The organism is Streptomyces sp. NPDC046876 (assembly GCF_040645035.1).
In the GTDB taxonomy this organism is placed as follows: domain Bacteria; phylum Actinomycetota; class Actinomycetes; order Streptomycetales; family Streptomycetaceae; genus Streptomyces.
The window spans coordinates 162,429-178,971 of sequence record NZ_JBEYXK010000005.1; the positions used below are offsets into that span (position 1 = coordinate 162,429).

Annotated in this window: 12 protein-coding genes, 1 tRNA gene and 1 pseudogene; 2 read left to right on the top strand and 12 right to left on the bottom strand. The window is 73.5% G+C overall.

The genetic code is table 11. From position 1 onward, the window contains the following. Positions 1 to 136: 136 nt before the first annotated feature. The 3 genes from ABZ924_RS05450 to ABZ924_RS05460 all read right to left on the bottom strand — a co-directional run bounded on the left by ABZ924_RS05450 (position 137) and on the right by ABZ924_RS05460 (position 3,451). Positions 137 to 904: a class III extradiol ring-cleavage dioxygenase gene (locus ABZ924_RS05450; protein WP_361904565.1), complete on the bottom strand. Its 768-nt coding sequence runs from the start codon at positions 902 to 904 to the stop codon at positions 137 to 139. A 134-nt stretch (positions 905 to 1,038) separates the two neighbouring features. Beyond that, positions 1,039 to 2,589: an MFS transporter gene (locus ABZ924_RS05455; protein ID WP_361904419.1), complete on the bottom strand. Its 1,551-nt coding sequence runs from the start codon at positions 2,587 to 2,589 to the stop codon at positions 1,039 to 1,041. 163 nt (positions 2,590 to 2,752) lie between these two features. Further along, positions 2,753 to 3,451 (bottom strand): helix-turn-helix domain-containing protein, encoded by a 699-nt coding sequence (locus ABZ924_RS05460; RefSeq protein ID WP_361904421.1) that lies wholly within the window; start codon positions 3,449 to 3,451, stop codon positions 2,753 to 2,755. 298 nt (positions 3,452 to 3,749) lie between these two features. Between ABZ924_RS05460 and ABZ924_RS05465 the strand changes: the two genes are divergently transcribed. Further along, positions 3,750 to 5,027 (top strand): M6 family metalloprotease domain-containing protein, encoded by a 1,278-nt coding sequence (locus tag ABZ924_RS05465; protein WP_361904424.1) that lies wholly within the window; start codon positions 3,750 to 3,752, stop codon positions 5,025 to 5,027. On the opposite strand, the gene ABZ924_RS05470 is transcribed toward ABZ924_RS05465, so the two are convergent. The 5 genes from ABZ924_RS05470 to ABZ924_RS05490 form a co-directional block, all read right to left on the bottom strand. After that, positions 5,014 to 5,892 (bottom strand): xanthine dehydrogenase family protein subunit M, encoded by an 879-nt coding sequence (locus ABZ924_RS05470; RefSeq protein ID WP_361904427.1) that lies wholly within the window; start codon positions 5,890 to 5,892, stop codon positions 5,014 to 5,016. The two genes, ABZ924_RS05465 and ABZ924_RS05470, sit on opposite strands and share 14 nt — an antisense overlap. Positions 5,893 to 6,020: 128 nt before the next feature. After that, positions 6,021 to 6,482, bottom strand: a complete 462-nt coding sequence (locus tag ABZ924_RS05475; RefSeq protein WP_361904430.1) for a hypothetical protein — start codon at positions 6,480 to 6,482, stop codon at positions 6,021 to 6,023. A gap of 1,661 nt (positions 6,483 to 8,143) precedes the next feature. Further along, positions 8,144 to 10,291 carry a hypothetical protein gene (locus tag ABZ924_RS05480; protein WP_361904432.1) on the bottom strand — a complete coding sequence of 716 codons (2,148 nt, stop codon included), beginning with the start codon at positions 10,289 to 10,291 and terminating at the stop codon, positions 8,144 to 8,146. 87 nt (positions 10,292 to 10,378) lie between these two features. Then, entirely contained in the window at positions 10,379 to 11,053 is a 675-nt protein-coding gene (locus tag ABZ924_RS05485; RefSeq protein ID WP_361904435.1) for a hypothetical protein, read from the bottom strand. Positions 11,054 to 11,259: 206 nt separating this feature from the next. Next, a complete protein-coding gene (locus ABZ924_RS05490; RefSeq protein ID WP_361904438.1) occupies positions 11,260 to 11,547 on the bottom strand; it encodes a contact-dependent growth inhibition system immunity protein in 288 nt (95 codons plus the stop codon). A 280-nt stretch (positions 11,548 to 11,827) separates the two neighbouring features. Here ABZ924_RS05490 and ABZ924_RS05495 point away from each other — a divergent pair. Beyond that, positions 11,828 to 11,903, top strand: a tRNA-Arg gene (locus ABZ924_RS05495). 43 nt (positions 11,904 to 11,946) lie between these two features. Here the strand turns inward: ABZ924_RS05495 and ABZ924_RS05500 are convergent. The 4 genes and pseudogenes from ABZ924_RS05500 to ABZ924_RS05515 all read right to left on the bottom strand — a co-directional run. Further along, positions 11,947 to 12,261: a deoxyxylulose-5-phosphate synthase gene (locus ABZ924_RS05500; RefSeq protein ID WP_361904441.1), complete on the bottom strand. Its 315-nt coding sequence runs from the start codon at positions 12,259 to 12,261 to the stop codon at positions 11,947 to 11,949. Between the two features lie 243 nt (positions 12,262 to 12,504). Then, entirely contained in the window at positions 12,505 to 12,693 is a 189-nt protein-coding gene (locus ABZ924_RS05505; RefSeq protein ID WP_361904444.1) for a hypothetical protein, read from the bottom strand. A 97-nt stretch (positions 12,694 to 12,790) separates the two neighbouring features. Continuing rightward, positions 12,791 to 14,620 carry an MFS transporter gene (locus ABZ924_RS05510; protein ID WP_361904447.1) on the bottom strand — a complete coding sequence of 610 codons (1,830 nt, stop codon included), beginning with the start codon at positions 14,618 to 14,620 and terminating at the stop codon, positions 12,791 to 12,793. 130 nt (positions 14,621 to 14,750) lie between these two features. Next, positions 14,751 to 16,543, bottom strand: a pseudogene (locus tag ABZ924_RS05515) (hypothetical protein); the annotation flags it as partial.

Below are 16,543 nucleotides of genomic sequence, written 5' to 3' on the forward strand. Positions count from 1 at the left end.
GGTGGCGGCGGCCGACCCGGAACCCCGCGGGGAACGGCCCGGCCGGACCGGCGGCCTGACTCCTGTTCTCCAGCGCGTCGCGGCTGCACTCCTGCCCTACAGGACGGGATCCGGAGCTCCGCGGTTGCCCGTGGCGCTACCCGAACTGAACCGAGCGCTTCGACAGACCCATCCAGAAGCCGTCCACCGCGTCCGTGCGGCGGCCGAGGTCGCCGGTGGCGTCGGCCGCCCCGAGGGCGACGAACAGCGGGGCGAAGTGCTCGGTGCGCGGGTGCGCGAGGCGGCCGGCCGGGGACTTGGCCTCGAAGTCCAGCAGGGCGTCGACGTCGGAGGCCTCCAGCGCCTCGCGGCCCCAGGCGTCGAACTCCGCCGACCAGGACGGAACGCCGGGCCCGGTGTGGCGCAGCGCGGCCAGGTTGTGGGTGAAGAAGCCGCTGCCGACGATCAGGACGCCCTCGTCGCGCAGGGGCGCCAGCTTGCGGCCGACGTCCATCAGGCGCCGCGGGTCCAGCGTCGGCAGGGAGATCTGCAGGACCGGGACGTCGGCGTCCGGGTACATCTCCACGAGCGGGACGTACGCACCGTGGTCGAGGCCGCGGTCGGGGATGTCCTGGACGGGGGTGCCGGGGGCCTGGAGCAGCGCCCGTACGGAGGCGGCCAGCGCGGGGGCGCCGGGGGCGTCGTAGCGGACGCGGTAGTAGTGCTCGGGAAAGCCCCAGAAGTCGTACACGAGCGGGGCGGGCTCGGTGGCGCCGAGGGCGAGCGGGGCCTCCTCCCAGTGCGCGGAGACCATCAGGATCGCGCGGGGGCGGGGCAGGGCCGCGGACCAGGCGGCGAGCTCGCCGGGCCAGACCGGGTCGTCGGCCAGCGGCGGCGCGCCGTGGCTGAGGTACAGCGCCGGCATCCGGGCGGGGTGCTGCTGGGTCACGGGAGGCTCCTCGTTCGGGCGAGGGGGCCGGAGAAACAGGACCGACCCCGCGTCGTTCAAATTTGAACGACGCGGGGTCGGCTGTCATTCCCGCGGTACCCCGCCGCCCGTCAGTGGGCGATCACCGGGACCATCACCTCGGCGTCCTTCGCCGCCTTGCCCCCACCGGAGGCGACGGGGCCGGCGGAGCCGGGACGGCCCGTGTTGATCAGCGTCAGGGCCATGGTGGCGCTGGCGACGAGGATGCCGACCGCCCACCAGATCGCGGTGGAGTAGCCCTCCACCATCGCCTGGGCCCGGACCAGCTTGGCCGCCGGGCCGCCGGCCGCGACCCCGGCCGCGTGGTCCGTCAGGTACGCGGTGGTCGCCGACGCGGCGATCGTGTTCAGCAGGGCGGTGCCGATCGCACCGCCGACCTGCTGCGAGGTGTTGACCATGGCGGAGGCGACACCGGCGTCGGCCGGGTCCACCCCGTGCGTGGCCAGGGACATCGCGGGCATGAAGGCCGTGCCCATGCCGAGGCCGAGCAGCAGCTGCGCCGGCAGGATCAGCAGCGGGTACGAGGACCCGACCTCCAGCTGGGTCAGCAGCAGCATGCCGGTGGCGGCGACCAGGAAGCCCGGCCCCATCAGCAGCCGCGGCGCGACCCGGGTCATCAGGCGGGCGCCGATCTGCGTCGAGCCCGTGATCATGCCGGCGATCATCGGCAGGAAGGCGAAACCGGTCTTGACCGGCGAGAAGCCCTTGACCACCTGGAGGTAGTAGGTGAGAAAGAGGAACAGGCCGAACATGGCGATGACGGCCAGGCCCAGGGAGAGGTAGACACCGCCCCGGTTGCGCTCCAGCAGGACGCGCAGCGGCAGCAGCGGCGACTTCACCTGCGACTCGACGAACACGAACGCCGCCAGCAGGGCCGCCGAGGCGATGAACATGACCACGGTCACCGCGTCCGACCAGCCGGCCGACTCGGCGCGCGTGAAGCCGTAGACGAGCGCGACCAGGCCGAGCGTGGACAGGATCACGCCGGGGATGTCCAGCGGGGCGCGGTTGCGGCCGCCGGCGGGCTCGCGGATGACCATCCAGGCACCCGCGGCGGCGACGACGGCGAAGGGGATGTTCACGAAGAACGTCCAGCGCCAGTTGAGGTACTGGGTGAGGAAGCCGCCCAGGATCAGGCCGACGGCGCCGCCGCCGCCCGCGATCGCACCGTAGATGCCGAAGGCCTTGGCCCGCTCCTTGGCGTCGGTGAACATGACGGCGAGCAGGGACAGGGCGGCGGGGGCGAGCAGTGCGCCGAACGCGCCCTGGAGGGCGCGGGCGCCCAGCATCATGGCCTGGCCGCCCGCGGCGCCGCCCAGCGCGGAGGCCAGGGCGAAGCCTATGAGGCCGACGGTGAAGGCGTTCTTGCGGCCCCACTTGTCGGCGATGCGGCCGCCGAAGAGGAGCAGTCCGCCGAAGGCGAGCGCGTACGCGGTGATGACCCACTGGCGGTTGCCGTCGGAGATGCCGAGGTCCGTCTGGGCTGAGGGCAGCGCGATGTTCACGATCGTCGCGTCGAGGACGACCATGAGCTGCGCCAGGGCTATGAAGACGAGCGCCTTCCAGCGGTTGGAATCGGCAGCCGCCGGGGGTGCTGCGGCTGTCGCGGCGGTTTTCGGCATGGGGGTACCCACTTCGGTGTGCGGAATGACGGAAGAGCCAGGCTCGGTACGGGCTGGTTGGGCTTCGTACGGCTTGGTGGTACTGGGAGGTACTTTGTGACGCTATCGGGCGTTCCCGGTGGCGTCACATGGTTTTCTGCGCCTTCTGCGCCTTCTGCGCCTTCTACGCTTTCTGTGCTTTCTGTGTTTTCTGTGCTTTCTGCGTGACCTGTTGCGCCTGTCGGCGCATGTCCTCGAGGGTGGCCGCCGAGCCGGGGAGCTCGGAGAAGGCCGGAGCCCTCAACCCGTCGAGGAAGAGCTGGAGATGGCGGTGGACGAAGGTGTCCACGTCCATGCAGGTCACGCCGGGCAGGGGGCGGCTGAGCTGGGACAGGGCGACCATCAGGTCACCGGCTCCGATGTCGCTGCGGACCAGGCCCGCCTCCTGCCCGGCCGCCAGCAGGGCCTCGACCGCGGCCGCCAAGTCCTCGCGTGCGGCGAGCAGTTCCGGGTGCTCACGGTCGAAGTCGCCGTCCAGCATGGGGCACAGGGCGCCGATCCGCTCGTCCGCCGCGGCGTGCGTGAACCGGCAGAGTGCGGCGAACGCGTCCGGTTCGGCGGCGAGGGCTTCCCGCGCGCCGGCGGTGACCCGGTCCATGACGAACAGCACGACGTGGTGGACGAGGGAGGCCCGGTCGGGGAAGTGCCGGTAGAGCGTGGCGTTGCCGATGCCGGCCCGGCGGGCGACCTCGTCGAACGGGGCGCTGGAGCCGAACTCCACGAACATCTCGCGGGCCGCCGCCAGGATCCGCTCCCGGTTGCGCACGGCGTCCGCGCGCGGACGCGGGGCCCGCGTGGTCGCGGCGGCGGTGGAGCGCTTCATCGGTGGCCTCCCTGGCGGTACGGCGGTAGCGGTACGGCGGTAGCGGTACGGCGGTACGGAGTACGGCGGTACGGCGGCATGCGGACCCCGTAACCGGGGAGCCGGTCCCCGCTTCCGGGGACACACGTTCAAACGGGGATCCAGTCCCCGGTTATTTCACCCTCCCGTGTGAGCTGGGTCACGCCTCCGTTCCCGTTCGGCCGCACCCGGCGCGCGGGCGCGCCGCCGCCGTCGGAGGGTGATCGCACGGAGTGCAGCCCGGGCCCGGCCGGCTGCCGCGGACCCGAAGGCGATCTCCATGACGCAGACCCGCCACCGGATACGCAAGCCCCGCCGCGCAAGCGCCTACATCGGCCTGACCGCGCTGGCCCTCGGCGTCACCGCCACCGCGAGCACCGGCATATCCGGGCGCGGGCATTCGGCGGCCGGGCCCGTGGCCACGACCGCCGAGTCGGCGCTCGCGCCCTGCCGGATCTCCGGCGCGATGGGCGTGCAGATGTCCGAGGGCCTGCCGACGCCCCCCGGGTACTCCCGCTCGACCGGCGAGGTCCGGGCCCTGAACCTGATGATCGACTTCCCCGACGCCAAGGGCGAGGGGACGGCGCTGGACCGGCTGGCGGAGTTCTTCCCGCAGACCGCCGACTGGTTCCGGACCAGCTCCTACGGCCGGCTCAGCTACCGGGCCGACGCCCCGATCAAGGCCTGGCTCCGGATGCCGATGCCGTTCGCCGCGTACGGGATCGAGCGCGGGTCCCCGTACGAACCGGGCTACCGGCAGCTCGTCGAGCACATCGTGAAGGCCGCCGACAGCGAGGTGGACTTCAGCAAGTACGACCTGGTCAACATCCTGGTGACGCCGAACGCGGGCCCCTCCGCCCTGGACACGGTGCTGTCGGTGACCTTCTCCGGCAACGGCGAGGCGCCGGTGGCGGACGGCGTGCCGCTGGCGAACACCTCGTTCGTCTACAGCCGCCAGGACGACGGCTCGGGCTCCTACCGGGAGACCGGCTACCGGGTGCTCCCCCACGAGAACGGGCACGTCTTCGGCCTGCCTGACCTGTACACCGCCGACGGCGGCGGCGCGGTCGGCCACTGGGACATCATGAGCGAGGACTGGGGCGCCAACAACGACCTGCTGGGCTGGCACAAGTGGAAGCTGGGCTGGCTCGACGGCTCGCAGATCACCTGCGCCTCGGCGTCGGGCGTCAGCGAGCACGTCCTGACGCCGCTGGCGATCGAGGGCGGCACCAAGCTGGCCTTCGTCCCGCTGTCGGCGAGCTCCGGGTACGCGGTGGAGGTGCGGACCCGGGCCGGGAACGACGAGGCCGTCTGCAAACCCGGCGTACTGATCTACAAGGTGGACTCCGAGGTCGACACGGGCCGCGGCCCGGTCACCGTCGCGGACAGCGCGTCAGCCAGCGGCGGCTGTACCCGCCGGCCCAACGTGCACGGGGAGCTGTCGGACGCGCCGTACCGGCCGGGCGAGACGTTCACCGACGAAAAGGCGGGCGTCAGCATCTCGGTGGTGGGCGAGCAGCCGAACGGGAGCTTCCGGGTACGGATCAGTCGGCCCTGACGTTGCCGCGGTACTCCTCCCAGGTCCACAGCAGCTGGCGGCGGGCGAGGACACCGACGGCGTGGCGCCGGTAGGCGGCCGTGCCGCGGACGTCGTCGATCGGGTTGCAGGAGGCGGCCGCGAGGACGGCGAACTGCTTCACGACCGACGGGGTGAGGGGCCCGCGGGACTCCCAGAAGCCGCCCTCGTCGAGTGCGGCCACGAGGAACTCCTCGGCGGTCGTCGCCCGGATCGGGGTCGGGGCCGCCGAGCCGATGCCCGTACGGACGGTGCGGGTCGCCGGGTGCAGGGCGAGGCCGAAGGCGCAGACGGCGATGACCATGGCATTGCGCGTGCCGACCTTGGAGAACTGCTGGGGCCCGTCCGCGGTGGGGATGTGGACCGCCTTGATCAGCTCGTCGGGGGCGAGGGCGTTGCGCTTGACGCCCGTGAAGAACCCGTCGATCGGGATCCGCCGGGCACCCCGTACGGACTCCACCTCGACCTCGGCGCCGGCGGCGAGCAGCGCCGGGTGGGCATCACCGGCCGGGGAGGCGGTGCCGAGGTTGCCGCCGACGCTGCCGCGGTTGCGGATCTGCGGGGAGGCGACCGTGCGGGAGGCGAGGGCGAGCCCGGGCAGCGGGGCTGCGAGCTGCTCGACGATCTCCGTGTACGGGACGGCCGCACCCAGGCGGACCGTCTCCCCGCCGACCTCCCACTCGCGCAGCAGGCCGATGCGGGTGAGGTCCATGAGGTACTCGGGGCGGCGGTGGTCGAAGTTGATCTCGACCATCACGTCGGTGCCCCCGGCGATGGGCACGGCGGAGGGGTGCGCGGCCTTGGCGGCGAGCGCCTCTTCCCAGGCGGCGGGGCGCAGGAAGTCCATGGTGGCTCGCATTCCTCGGGCGGCGGCGCGGCGCAGGGCAGCCGGAGGACGGGGGCTCCGCCCTCCTGCCCACCGTCCCACGAACCGCGGCGCCCGGCCTCGTACCGGATCGGGAAACGCCGGGGAAGCTAAGGAAACTCCGGCCCGAGCTCATGCCGCACATCAAGCTCGCGGGGTCGATGGGAGGACTCGTTCGCGGTGGCGCTCCCGAAGTACCCGCCCATGACGACCCCGCCGTGGACGGTGCCGCCGTTGATCGCGTTGCTGATCTTCGGGGCTCGGCCCTCGGTCCCGCGCCAGCCGGGATTCACCTCGTCCAACAGTGCGGCGAGCTCGCGCTCGGCGGCCGGGTCGGACTCCAGCACCTCGCGCAGCCGGTCCCGCCACGTCTGCTCGACGCCCGCCGCTGCCGCGTCGTCGCCGTCGGCGCGGGCCACGAGGAGTTCGGCGCGGGAGGCGCCCAGTTCGGCCTCCGCTTCGGGCCGCCCGAACAGCCGGCCGAACCGACCGCTGACCGAGGTCCATGCCTGGGTGGTCATCAGGCCCACCAGGGTCGTCGCACCTGCCTGCACCAGCGCTGCAACATCCATGCCCTTCACGCTAACCGGCGGGTTGACGGTGGCGGGGGCGGTTCCGGAAAGTGGGTGCCGTGATGCGGATGGGGCGAGAACTGCTGCCGGAGCGGCGGTGGCTCACAATGCCGTCGGTGCGCACGGTCCTGGGCGTCATCCACAACGTCACCTCGGCTACGCGGCTGCTCGACGTGCTCGCCGTCTTCGAGGGCGACCCGCGGGTGCGGACCGTGTTCACCTGCACCGGGTCCTCGGCGCTGGACGGCGGCGTCGCGGAATTCGCCGCCGAACACGCGCTTTTCCTGATTCCCTGGAAAGAGGCGCTCGCGCGGGAATTCGACCTCGCGGTGATCACGAGCCGCGGCGGGGAACTGGAGAAGATCCGGGCCCCGATCATCGGGGCGCCGCACGGCGCCGGATACAATAAAAAACTCAGCAAGAATCCGGAATCCGAGGATGTGGCCGGGGCCGGGGCGTTCGGCCTGTCCGCCGAGTGGCTGCTGCATGACGGTGAGGTCGTCCCGTCCGCCATCGTCCTCTCCCACGAGGAGCAGTACGCCCGCCTCGGCCGCCACTGCCCCGAGGCCGCCCCGTACGCCCACGTCGTCGGAGACCCCTGCGCGGACCAGCTCGAAGCCTCCGCGCCTTTCCGTGCGGAATACCGCGAGGCCCTCGGCGTGGGGCCCGGCCGGAAACTCCTCCTGATCACCTCCACATGGGGCGAGAATTCCGTTCTGGGCGCCTCGTTCGACACCGTGCGCCGGGCCATCGCCGAATTGCCGTACGACGAATACCGCGTCGTGGCGGCCGTGCACCCGAATGCCTGGTACGGCCACGGCGGCTGGCAGATCCGGAACTGGCTGGAGCCCGCGCTGCGCGCCGGGCTGGTCCTGCCGCCGCCCGCCGGGCAGACCTGGAAGGCCGCGCTCTGCGCTGCGGACGTCTTCCTCGGCGACCACGGCTCGCTCTCCCTGTACGCCGCCGCCCGCGGGCTGCCGGGGCTGCTCGCCGCCTTCGATCCGCAGGCCGTCGCGCCGGGCTCCCCCATGGCATGGCTCGGCGAGCGGCTCCCCCGGCTGGACCCGCTGCGGCCGCTGGCCGCCCAGCTGGCCGGGGCCGTCGCCCTGCCGTCCGCGGCGGACCGCATCACCTCGCGCCCCGGCCGCGCGCTCGCCCTGCTCCGCACCCTGTGCTACCGCCAACTCGGGCTTCCCGAACCGGAGTCGGCGTGCGTGGCCCGTCCGGTGCCGGTTCCCGTGCCGTCGCCGACCGGTACGGCGGGGCGCGGTCCGGCCGCGCCGGCGCTGTACGTGGACGTCCGCATCGCCGGCCGCGAGGTCCGCGTACGCCGCTACCCGGCCGAACCGCAGCGCGGCGGCGGCCCCCACCTGGGCCCCGACGCGCATGTGGCGGCCGAGGCCGCGGAGCCGGATCCGCGGCTGCGCGGGCTCGCCGATGTGCTGGTGGTGCGGTCGGGGGCGGATCCGGCGGGCGTGTTCGCCCGCAACCCCGGCTGCGTGCTGGTGGCGGGGCCGGGGCGGCTGGTGCTGCGGTCGGGACGGGAGTTCGCGGTGCCGGCCGGGGTGGATCCGGGGGTGGCGGGTTCGGTGCTGCTGGCGCTGTTGGGCGAAGGCCTCGATCCGGAGGGGCCGTTCACGGTCCGGGTCGGGGGTGCGGTCTCAGAGCTGCGGCTCGGGGCTGTCGGGGCCGTGGGGCCCGGCGGGGCTGTCGGGCCGGGTGGGGCCGGGGGCGCCGTCGCCGCGGGCGAGGCGGATGCGGGCCTCCTCGACCCGGATGCTGCGCAGTGACGCGTACAGCTCCAGGGCCTCCTGCCAGTCGGCCCGGGCGGCCGCCGGGTCACCGAGCGCGTGGGCCGCGTCCCCCCGTACGAGCACGGCGTCGGCCCGGTTGAGCGAGGGCGCGGCGAACGCCTCCATGGCCGCCGCCAGCGGGGCGAGCGCCTCGGCGGGGCGGCCGGCCGCGAGCCGGGCCATGGCCTGGCGCAGCCGGGTCTTGGCCGCGTTCTGCGTGTCCGGCTCGGGCAGCGCCAGGAACGCCTCCAGCGCCTCGCCGAGCAGCGCGGCGGCCTGCTCGTGCTCCCCGGCCGCGCTGGCCGCGGTCCCGCGGTGGTACGCCAACAGGGCGCGGCCGCGCGGGTGTTCCGTATCGCCGAGGGCGGCGAGGGCCTGCCCGTACAGCTCCGCCGCCGCCCGCGGGTCCCGGCGGGCGGCCGCGATCCGGCCGAGGCCCTCCAGGGCGGAGGACTCGGTGCGCGGGTGGCCGCCGGCGCGGCGGGCGCTCTCGCGGGCCGCGTCGTAGTGGGCCCGCGCCTCCTCCAGGTCCTCGGCGGAGCCGCGGTCGGTCAGGGCGAAGGCCAGCTCGAAGTGCATCCGGGCCAGGAGCAGCCCGTCGGCTGCGCCCCCGGCCGCGGTGTCGCCGGACGCTGCGGCCCCGGCCGCGGCGACGGCGAGACGGGTGATGCGGATCCACAGGGTGTGGTGGCCGCGGTCGAGGAACAGCCCGTGCACCGCCTCGGCCAGCAGGCACAGCTGCCCGGGCTCGGTTTGCGGGAGCTCGGCGACGGCCAGCAGGTTGTGCCGGTCGGGCTCCAGCGCCGCCAGGGCCTCGGCCTTGTCGGCGAATACGCCGGTCGGGGCTTCGGGGCCGGAGAAGACCGCCCCGAGCCGCCAGCGCCCGGACAGCCGCAGCTCGGCGGCCGCGGCCCGGCGCACGTACCAGTCGACGACCGCCCGCAGCAGTCCGGGCGCCTGCGGGTCGGCGGCCGCGAGGAGCTGCGCGTGGCCGTGTACGACCCCGTTGAGGCGGGAGCGGCCCGGCCCGGACCGCTCCAGCAGCCCGGCCGCGTACAGGGGCCCTCGTACGCCGGGCGCCAGCTCGTCGAGCAGTGCGTCGGCGAACTCCGCCGTGGGATGCGCCCCCAGCAGCCGGAACCCCCGCTGCACGTGGGGGTCGAGCCCCTCGTAGGCGAGGTCGAAGACGCGGCGCGGCATGTCGAGCGCCTCCAGGATGTTCTCCCGCGCGATGCGGGCGGCCAGCCCCTCGACCCCGTCGGACACCGGATCCGCGGCCCGGGCGGCGGCGATCCGCACCACGTACGGCAGCCCTGCGGAGGCCCGTACGACGGCGTCGAGCGACGGGCCGTCGGGACCGTCCGCATCCCCCAGGACCGTCCGGAACAACTCGGCGCAGGCCTCGGCCCCCAGCTCGGGCACGGCGAGCCGGACCGGCAGCCGCCCGGCCGGATCCTGCTGCTCGATCGCGGAGAGGCGGAACCGGCTGGTGACGGCGACCATGCTGCCGGGATGGCCGGGCTCGAGCCGGCTCACCTGCGCCGCCGAGACGACCCCGTCGAGCACCACCAGACACGCCCCGTCGGCGGTCAGACTCCGAAACCGCGCCGCCAGCGCGTCGGGAGTCGCGGGCAGCTCGGCCCGCGGTGTGCCGAGCACCCCGATGAACGACTCCAGCACGGCCGCGTCCTCGACGCCCTCGCCCATGGCGGCGTAGAACACCCCGCCGGGGAACGCCTCCTTGGGCAGCTGCTGCGCCCAGTGCAGCAACAGCCCGGTCTTGCCGACCCCTACGGTGCCGTGCAGCACCACCAGCACCGGCGCGCTCTGCCGCTCCCGCCCGGCGAGCACCGCGTCGAGCCGCGCCCGCGCCTCGTCCCGGTCGACGAACCCGTCGGGCCCGAAGGGCAGCATCCGCGGCACGCCGGAGCCGGAGCCCCCGGCGAGCCGGCCGCCGACGTCCCGCCCCATCACCACGGGCCCGTAGAAGGTCCCGCCCGAAATGCCGTTCCGCACATCACCCGATCCCGAGTACGCCTCCACGCAGCGCAGTCTCCCAGCCGCTGCCCCCCAAACCCCGTGCTCCACCCGCACGATGGCCGATTACCGCCCCCGGCCGCCCTCCCACGGCACGACACCGGGCCGCCGGAACCACCACCACCACCCGACGGACCCGGCGCGAAGGGGGCGCCGGCCGGTCAGCTCCCGCCGAAGCCCCCCGGCCGGATCCGGCTCCGTCAGCTCCTCGAACCGCCCGTCCAAGATCCCCAGCGCCGCCTCGAGCTGCGGGGCGACGTCAGGCGGCAGCCGGAGGCCGACCCCCTCGAGGCGGTCGCGGGCCTCCAGCCGCTCCCGGTACAGGTCGGCGGGGTACCAGCCCGACGGAGCCCACCCGGACTCCATCTGCCGGACGAGCCGCTCCCACACCACCAGCGAACCCGTCACGGACCTCAGCAGCCCGTGGTCCGCCCGCCCACCCACCGCCCCGATGAATCCCTCCGCCACCGGGGTGGCGGGCCGCTGCTCCCGCACGATCTCCTCGAACCACGTCACCTCCGCCCGCGGCAGCTGCGGCACCGGCGCCTCGACCGCGGTCACGGTGAGCACGGGCGGCTCGTCGTCGGACAGCTCGAGCCGGGCCCGCGTGAGGAGCCCCTCCGGCGTCACGGCCCAGTAGGCGCTCGGCGGCGCCTCCACGGCGGGATACAACACCGTGGTCCCCGCGGCCTCGGCGAACCGCGCGGCGAACTCCGCCTCGCCCGGCCGCGGTCCGACCACATCCTGAACGTAAATGCTCAACGACCAGGCGAAATCCCCAAGCACACCCACGAATTCGCACGAGACGTCCGCATCCCAGTTCCGCAGCTCGGGATCCCCATCGGCGTCGGCAACCTCCACCGCCCCGACCCTCACCCCAACCCCCCGGGCAACCGCCACCCCCATCCCCTCAACCGGAAGCCGATCCACAACGAGCAGGTTGTACGTCACGTCTGCATCGCCGCCTGCACCTGCACGAGCCACCGCCGAAGCCTGCCCCGCGGCGGAGACACGCCGAGTCCGAGCGCCGCAGCGGCCTTCTCGAGGTCCGCATCCGATGCGTGAGCGCTCAAGAACTCCCGGATCTCGTCCGCCGCCCTGCAGCGATCGGCCTCCGAAGCGCCGGAGAGGTAGTCGGCCAGCGCTTCCTCGTGCGACGTGTACTCGAAAGGGAAGTCCTGGTGGAAGTACGCCCCCAGGAGATGCGACAGCTCCGGAAAGCGCAGACGGGACATGAACGGTTCCTTCGGGAAGAGTCCGCAGCGGCGTAGAGGGCCGTTGAGGCCCCTTGAACGGGTTCAAGGGTAGGGGGAAACGGCGCCGGGTCGCCGCGTTGCGATGGGTGCCGTCGTTGGTGCGGCGCCCGTTGGCCCGGGTCGGGGGCGGAACTCCCCGAACCGGTCGCCACACGTGGAAGGCAGCGCCCCCGGGCCCTGCGCCCGTATCTCCGCTTACGGATCAGTCACCACCCGCTACACTGACGGCGGTGGCCGGGCCTGCACCGGCTGCTGCCACGCCTTCGTAGCTCAGGGGATAGAGCACCGCTCTCCTAAAGCGGGTGTCGCAGGTTCGAATCCTGCCGGGGGCACCAGCACAAACGGCCCGGACCGATCATGGTCCGGGCCGTTTGGCTGCTAGGGGGTGGCGAGGGCGCGCGCGACCGGGGTCCCGGTGCGTCGCGCGTAGGTGAGCCGCTCCCGCACTTCGCGCAGGCTCCGGGGGCGGTAGCCGGGTCCGCAGCCGCAGCAGGCCTGCCGGAAGTCCAGTCCGGCATGGAGCAGGACCGAAACGACCCTCCAGGCATCCCGGTCCCGCTGTGGCGGCGCTTCGAAGGCGTCACCGGCGAGGAGCAGCTCTCGGCGGCATTCCGGGCAGCGGTGCGTCCGCTGCCCGGAATGCTTGAAGGAAACCCGGCATGAGAGGCACACGTACGCGGAGCGGTGGGGCATGCGGCCACTATCCGCCGTCGGGATTGCGCCCCGCCATTGGGTTTTTTTCCCGCGCATGCCAGCCGCGCCCCTCCCAGTCAGGCTGTCCGGCCTGGGACTCGGGGCCGCGGAGCCTACTGCTTCGGTTTCACCGAATCCGGCAAGAGGTACAGCGGGGACATACCGCGCCAAGTGTCCGACGCTGGGCGTGCGGGAGCCCTTCCGGACCCTGGGGTGGAAGGGCTGGGGTTTGTGGTCGACGGGTTAGCTCAGGCCCTTGGTGCGCTCGCCGATGCGGTCGCCCACCGGCGCGCCGGCCCGCTTCAGGGCCGCCTTGGTGTGCAGCCCACCCTTGACCTTGCTCCGCACCGGGCCGTCGAAGCCGTGTCCCTTCGGCTGCGGGGCGTGCCCAGGCTCCGGCGTGCGCAGCTCGCTCTTCTGCTCTTTGCTCATCCCGTCGTCAACTCCTCGGGAAGCACCCAATCGGACTCGGACTTATTGGGATCCTATGCAGATATGGGGAGGGGCGCACCCGGGGCCCGGCCTCCCGTCACGGGCGCGGGCGCGGCGCCGCGTGGACCAGTTCCTCCGGGCAGGGCGTCCCCCGGGGCAGCTGGTACTTCGCCGCGACCCGGTACTGCCCGGGCGCCGGGGCCAGCAGCTCCGTCCATACGTCCCCGGCGGCGTCGGGGGCCGCCTTGAACAGGCACCCGGCGGTGTTGGCGTACTCCCTCGGGTGCGCACCCGCGCCCGCCCGCGAGGCGAAGGTCTCCTGCGGCGGCGGCACCGCCCTGCCCGCGGTGTCCACCAGCCCCAGCCACGGCGAGTGCGGGATCCGCACCAGTACCCGGCCGGCCGCCTGCACGTCGATGACCAGCTGGTCCGCGCCGGCCCGGACCACGGTGGCGGGCCCCGCCACCAGGTCCGTGGGCCGGTCGACCTTGAACAGCTGCCAGTTCTCGTCGCCCCACACCGGCTGCAGGTACGGGAGCCCCGCGCGCACCAGCTTCGCCTCGGCCTCACCCCCCGAGTCGGGTTTGTCGGCGGGCAGCACCACGTAGTGCACGGCCCAGCGCTCCAGCCAGGCCCGGTAGCTCTCGGCGCTGAGGGTGTCGTCGTAGAAGAGGGGGTTGCGCTCCAGGTCGGCCTGCCGGTTCCAGCCGCGTGCGAGGTTCACGTACGCCGGGAAGGCCGAGGACTCGCGGTGGCTGCTGGCGGGGACCACCTCGACGCGGCCGCGCTCGGCGCCCGCTTTGCGCAGCTGGTCCACCAGGGGGGCCAGCTCCCGGTTCCAGGCGGCCACCGGCGTGGTGCGGACGATGTCGGTGATGCTGTTGGTGGTGATCCACACGGTCAGCCCGGCGAAGGCGGCGATCACCGCGAGGCGGCGCCGCGAGCGCGGCACGGCGTACGGCACCGCCGCCAGCAGGACCGCGCCGCCGAACAGCATGACCATCCGGGTGACGTTCGAGCCGACCTGGGAGTCGATGGCCCAGGTCAGGAACACGCCGAGGACGTAGACGGCCGCGGCGATCCGGACCGTCTTCCACCGCTTCGGCACGAGCAGGGCGATGGCCAGCCCGAACACGAACGGCAGCCAGGCCGAGCCCAGCTTCATCGGCTGCGTCCCGGAGAACGGGAACAGCCAGGCCGACAGCCCGACCACCGCCACCGGGGCCAGCCCCAGCGCGTACGCCCCCGGCCGCCGCCGGCTCAGGAACAGCGCGGCCGCAACCACCCCGAGGAACAGCCCGGCGACCGGGCTGGCGGCGGTGGCGAGCCCGGCGAGCGGGGCCGCGACCGCGGCCTTGGCCCAGCGGCGGTCGGCCCACTTGCGGGGCCAGCAGAAGACGGCGGCGACCGCGCCGAGCGCGAACATCGCGCCGAGCCCGAAGGTGACCCGGCCGGACATCGCGTTGCAGAAGAGCCCGTACACCCCGGCGAGGGCGGGCCACAGCGGCTCGCGGACGGCGCCGCGGCAGCGGGTCAGGATCAGGGCGAGCAGTCCCGCCGAGACGGTGCCGGCGACCATCATGGTCGTCCTGACGCCGATCATGTACATCACGTACGGCGAGACCACGCTGTACGAGACGGGGTGCATGCCCCCGTACCAGGCGAGGTTGTACGCCGAGTCCGGATGCCGGCCGACGAACTCGGCCCAGGCGTCCTGCGCGGCCAGGTCGCCGCCGCTGTTGGCGAAGGTGAAGAACCAGACGACGTGCAGCACCGCGGCGACGGCGGTCGCGACGGCGACCGGATGCCGCTTCGCCCACCCCGGGACCCCGGGCGCGGAGCCGCTCGCCGCGGCTCCCCCGGGCGCCGCGGACCCGCCGGCGGCGGCCGCGGCCCCCGGGCTCTGCTGCTGTTCAGCGGTGGTCACTGCTCACTGCCCTACTCCCCCACCCGGTTCGAACACCTGCGTCCCCCGTTCCGGGTCCTAGACGCGCTCCGGCGCCCCGGGGTTGCCCGGGGCGCCGGTATCACGCGGTCACGGTCACCGGTGGCGGCCGTCAGCCGACACGGGTCAGTTTGGCGCCGAGGCCCGGCGCGGCGAGGTCGCTCTTCAGCGCCACCGGCACCTTCACCTGGCTGGCCCCGTCGCCGACGGTCAGCACGCCGACCTCGGTGCCCGCCTTGGCGGTCTGCGGGAGCTTGGCGTCACCGGTGCCGAGCTTGAGCGCGACGCTGAGCGACGGCCAGCCGACCGCCTCGACGTCGGCGGTGGCGACGACCGGGGTGTGGCCGCCGAGGCCGTCGTCCACGTACCCGACGGTGTCGCCCTTCTTCACGACGGGCGCGCTGACCAGCGACTTCTGCGTGGCCAGCATCAGCGCCTTGCTGGCCGCGATGGCGGTGTCGAGGATCGGCACGCCATGCTGGCCGAGGACCGCGCCGACGATCAGCTGGTTGGTCTTGCCGACCTTCTTCTCCGCGGCGAAGAGCAGGTTGCCGCCGGCCTTGGTGGTGGAGCCGGTCTTGATGCCGAGGGCGCCGTTGCCGGGGATGAGGTGGTTCCAGTTCGGCCAGGACTTGTTGTAGGGGTCGACCCAGCTCACCAGCTTGGTGATCGCGATCAGCTCGGGCATCTCCACGACCTTCAGGCCCAGCTTGACCTGGTCCTCGGCGGTGCTGACCGTCGTCGCGTCCAGACCCGAGGGGTCGGTGTACGTGGTGTTGGTCATGCCGAGTTCCCTGGCGGTGTCGTTCATCTTCTTGACGAACGCCTCCTGGTCGCCGCCGGTGTCCCAGCGGGCGAGCAGCCGCGCGACGTTGTTCGCCGACGGGATCATGATCGCGGCGAGGGCGTCGTACTCGGTGATCTTGTCGCCCTCCCTCAGCGTGTTGACCGTCGACTCGCCCTCGGAGTCCTTCTTGCCGTCCTCGACCGCCATCTTGTCGATGTCGATCAGCGGACCCTTCTCCCCCTTCTTCATGGGGTGGTTCTTCAGGATCACGTACGCCGTCATGGTCTTGGCGACGCTGCCGATCGCGATCGGCTTCTGCTCGCCGAAGGTGCCGACGGTGCCGAGGCCGGACGCCGCCATGTACGCCTGGCCCTCCTTGGGCCAGGGCAGGCTCGGGGCGGCGCCGTCGAAGGTGTACGTGCTCTTCGCGGTCATCTTCAGCGCCGGCTCGGGCAGCGGGCGCACCAGCTGCACGACGGCCAGGATGATCAGCAGGAGGACGACCAGCGGGGCGTAGATCTTGAACCGGCGGACGACGGTCCGCATCGGGGTCGGCGGCGGGGGCGGGTTGTTCGTGAGGTCCGCCAGCATGTCGAGCGGCGGCTTGGGCGGCAGCGGCTGCTGCGTGGTCCGCTCGGACGGGTCCAGCCCGGCCGGGGCCTTTGCCGGGGCCTTTGCCGGGGCCGACGCCGACGCCGTCGCCGGGCGTGCGGCTCCGGCGGCGGGCTTCGCGGGCCCGCCGTCCGCGCGCAGCGGCACGAAGGTGCTGGCCTTCTCGCCGCCGACGGACTTCGGCGGCACGGGCCGGGACGCGACGGGCTTGTCCGCGGCCGCAGGCTTCCCGCCCTTGCCGTCGCCGGCCGGCCCGGCGGCAGCCTTGTCCGCGCCGCCTGCCGTCGGCGGCTTCGGGGCGCGGAAGACCGCGGTGCGCTCACTGTCGTCCGCGTCACCGTCACCGGACGGCTTGACCGGACCCGACGCCTTCTTCGGCTGGAAAACGGAAGCCGAGCCGCTGCCCGCAGCACGCCCCGCGGCCTTGTCGCCACCTGTGGCGGACCGGGGGTCCGAAGCCCGGCCGCTGTCGGCCGACTCGACGTCGCCGGAGCGCCCGGCCGCCG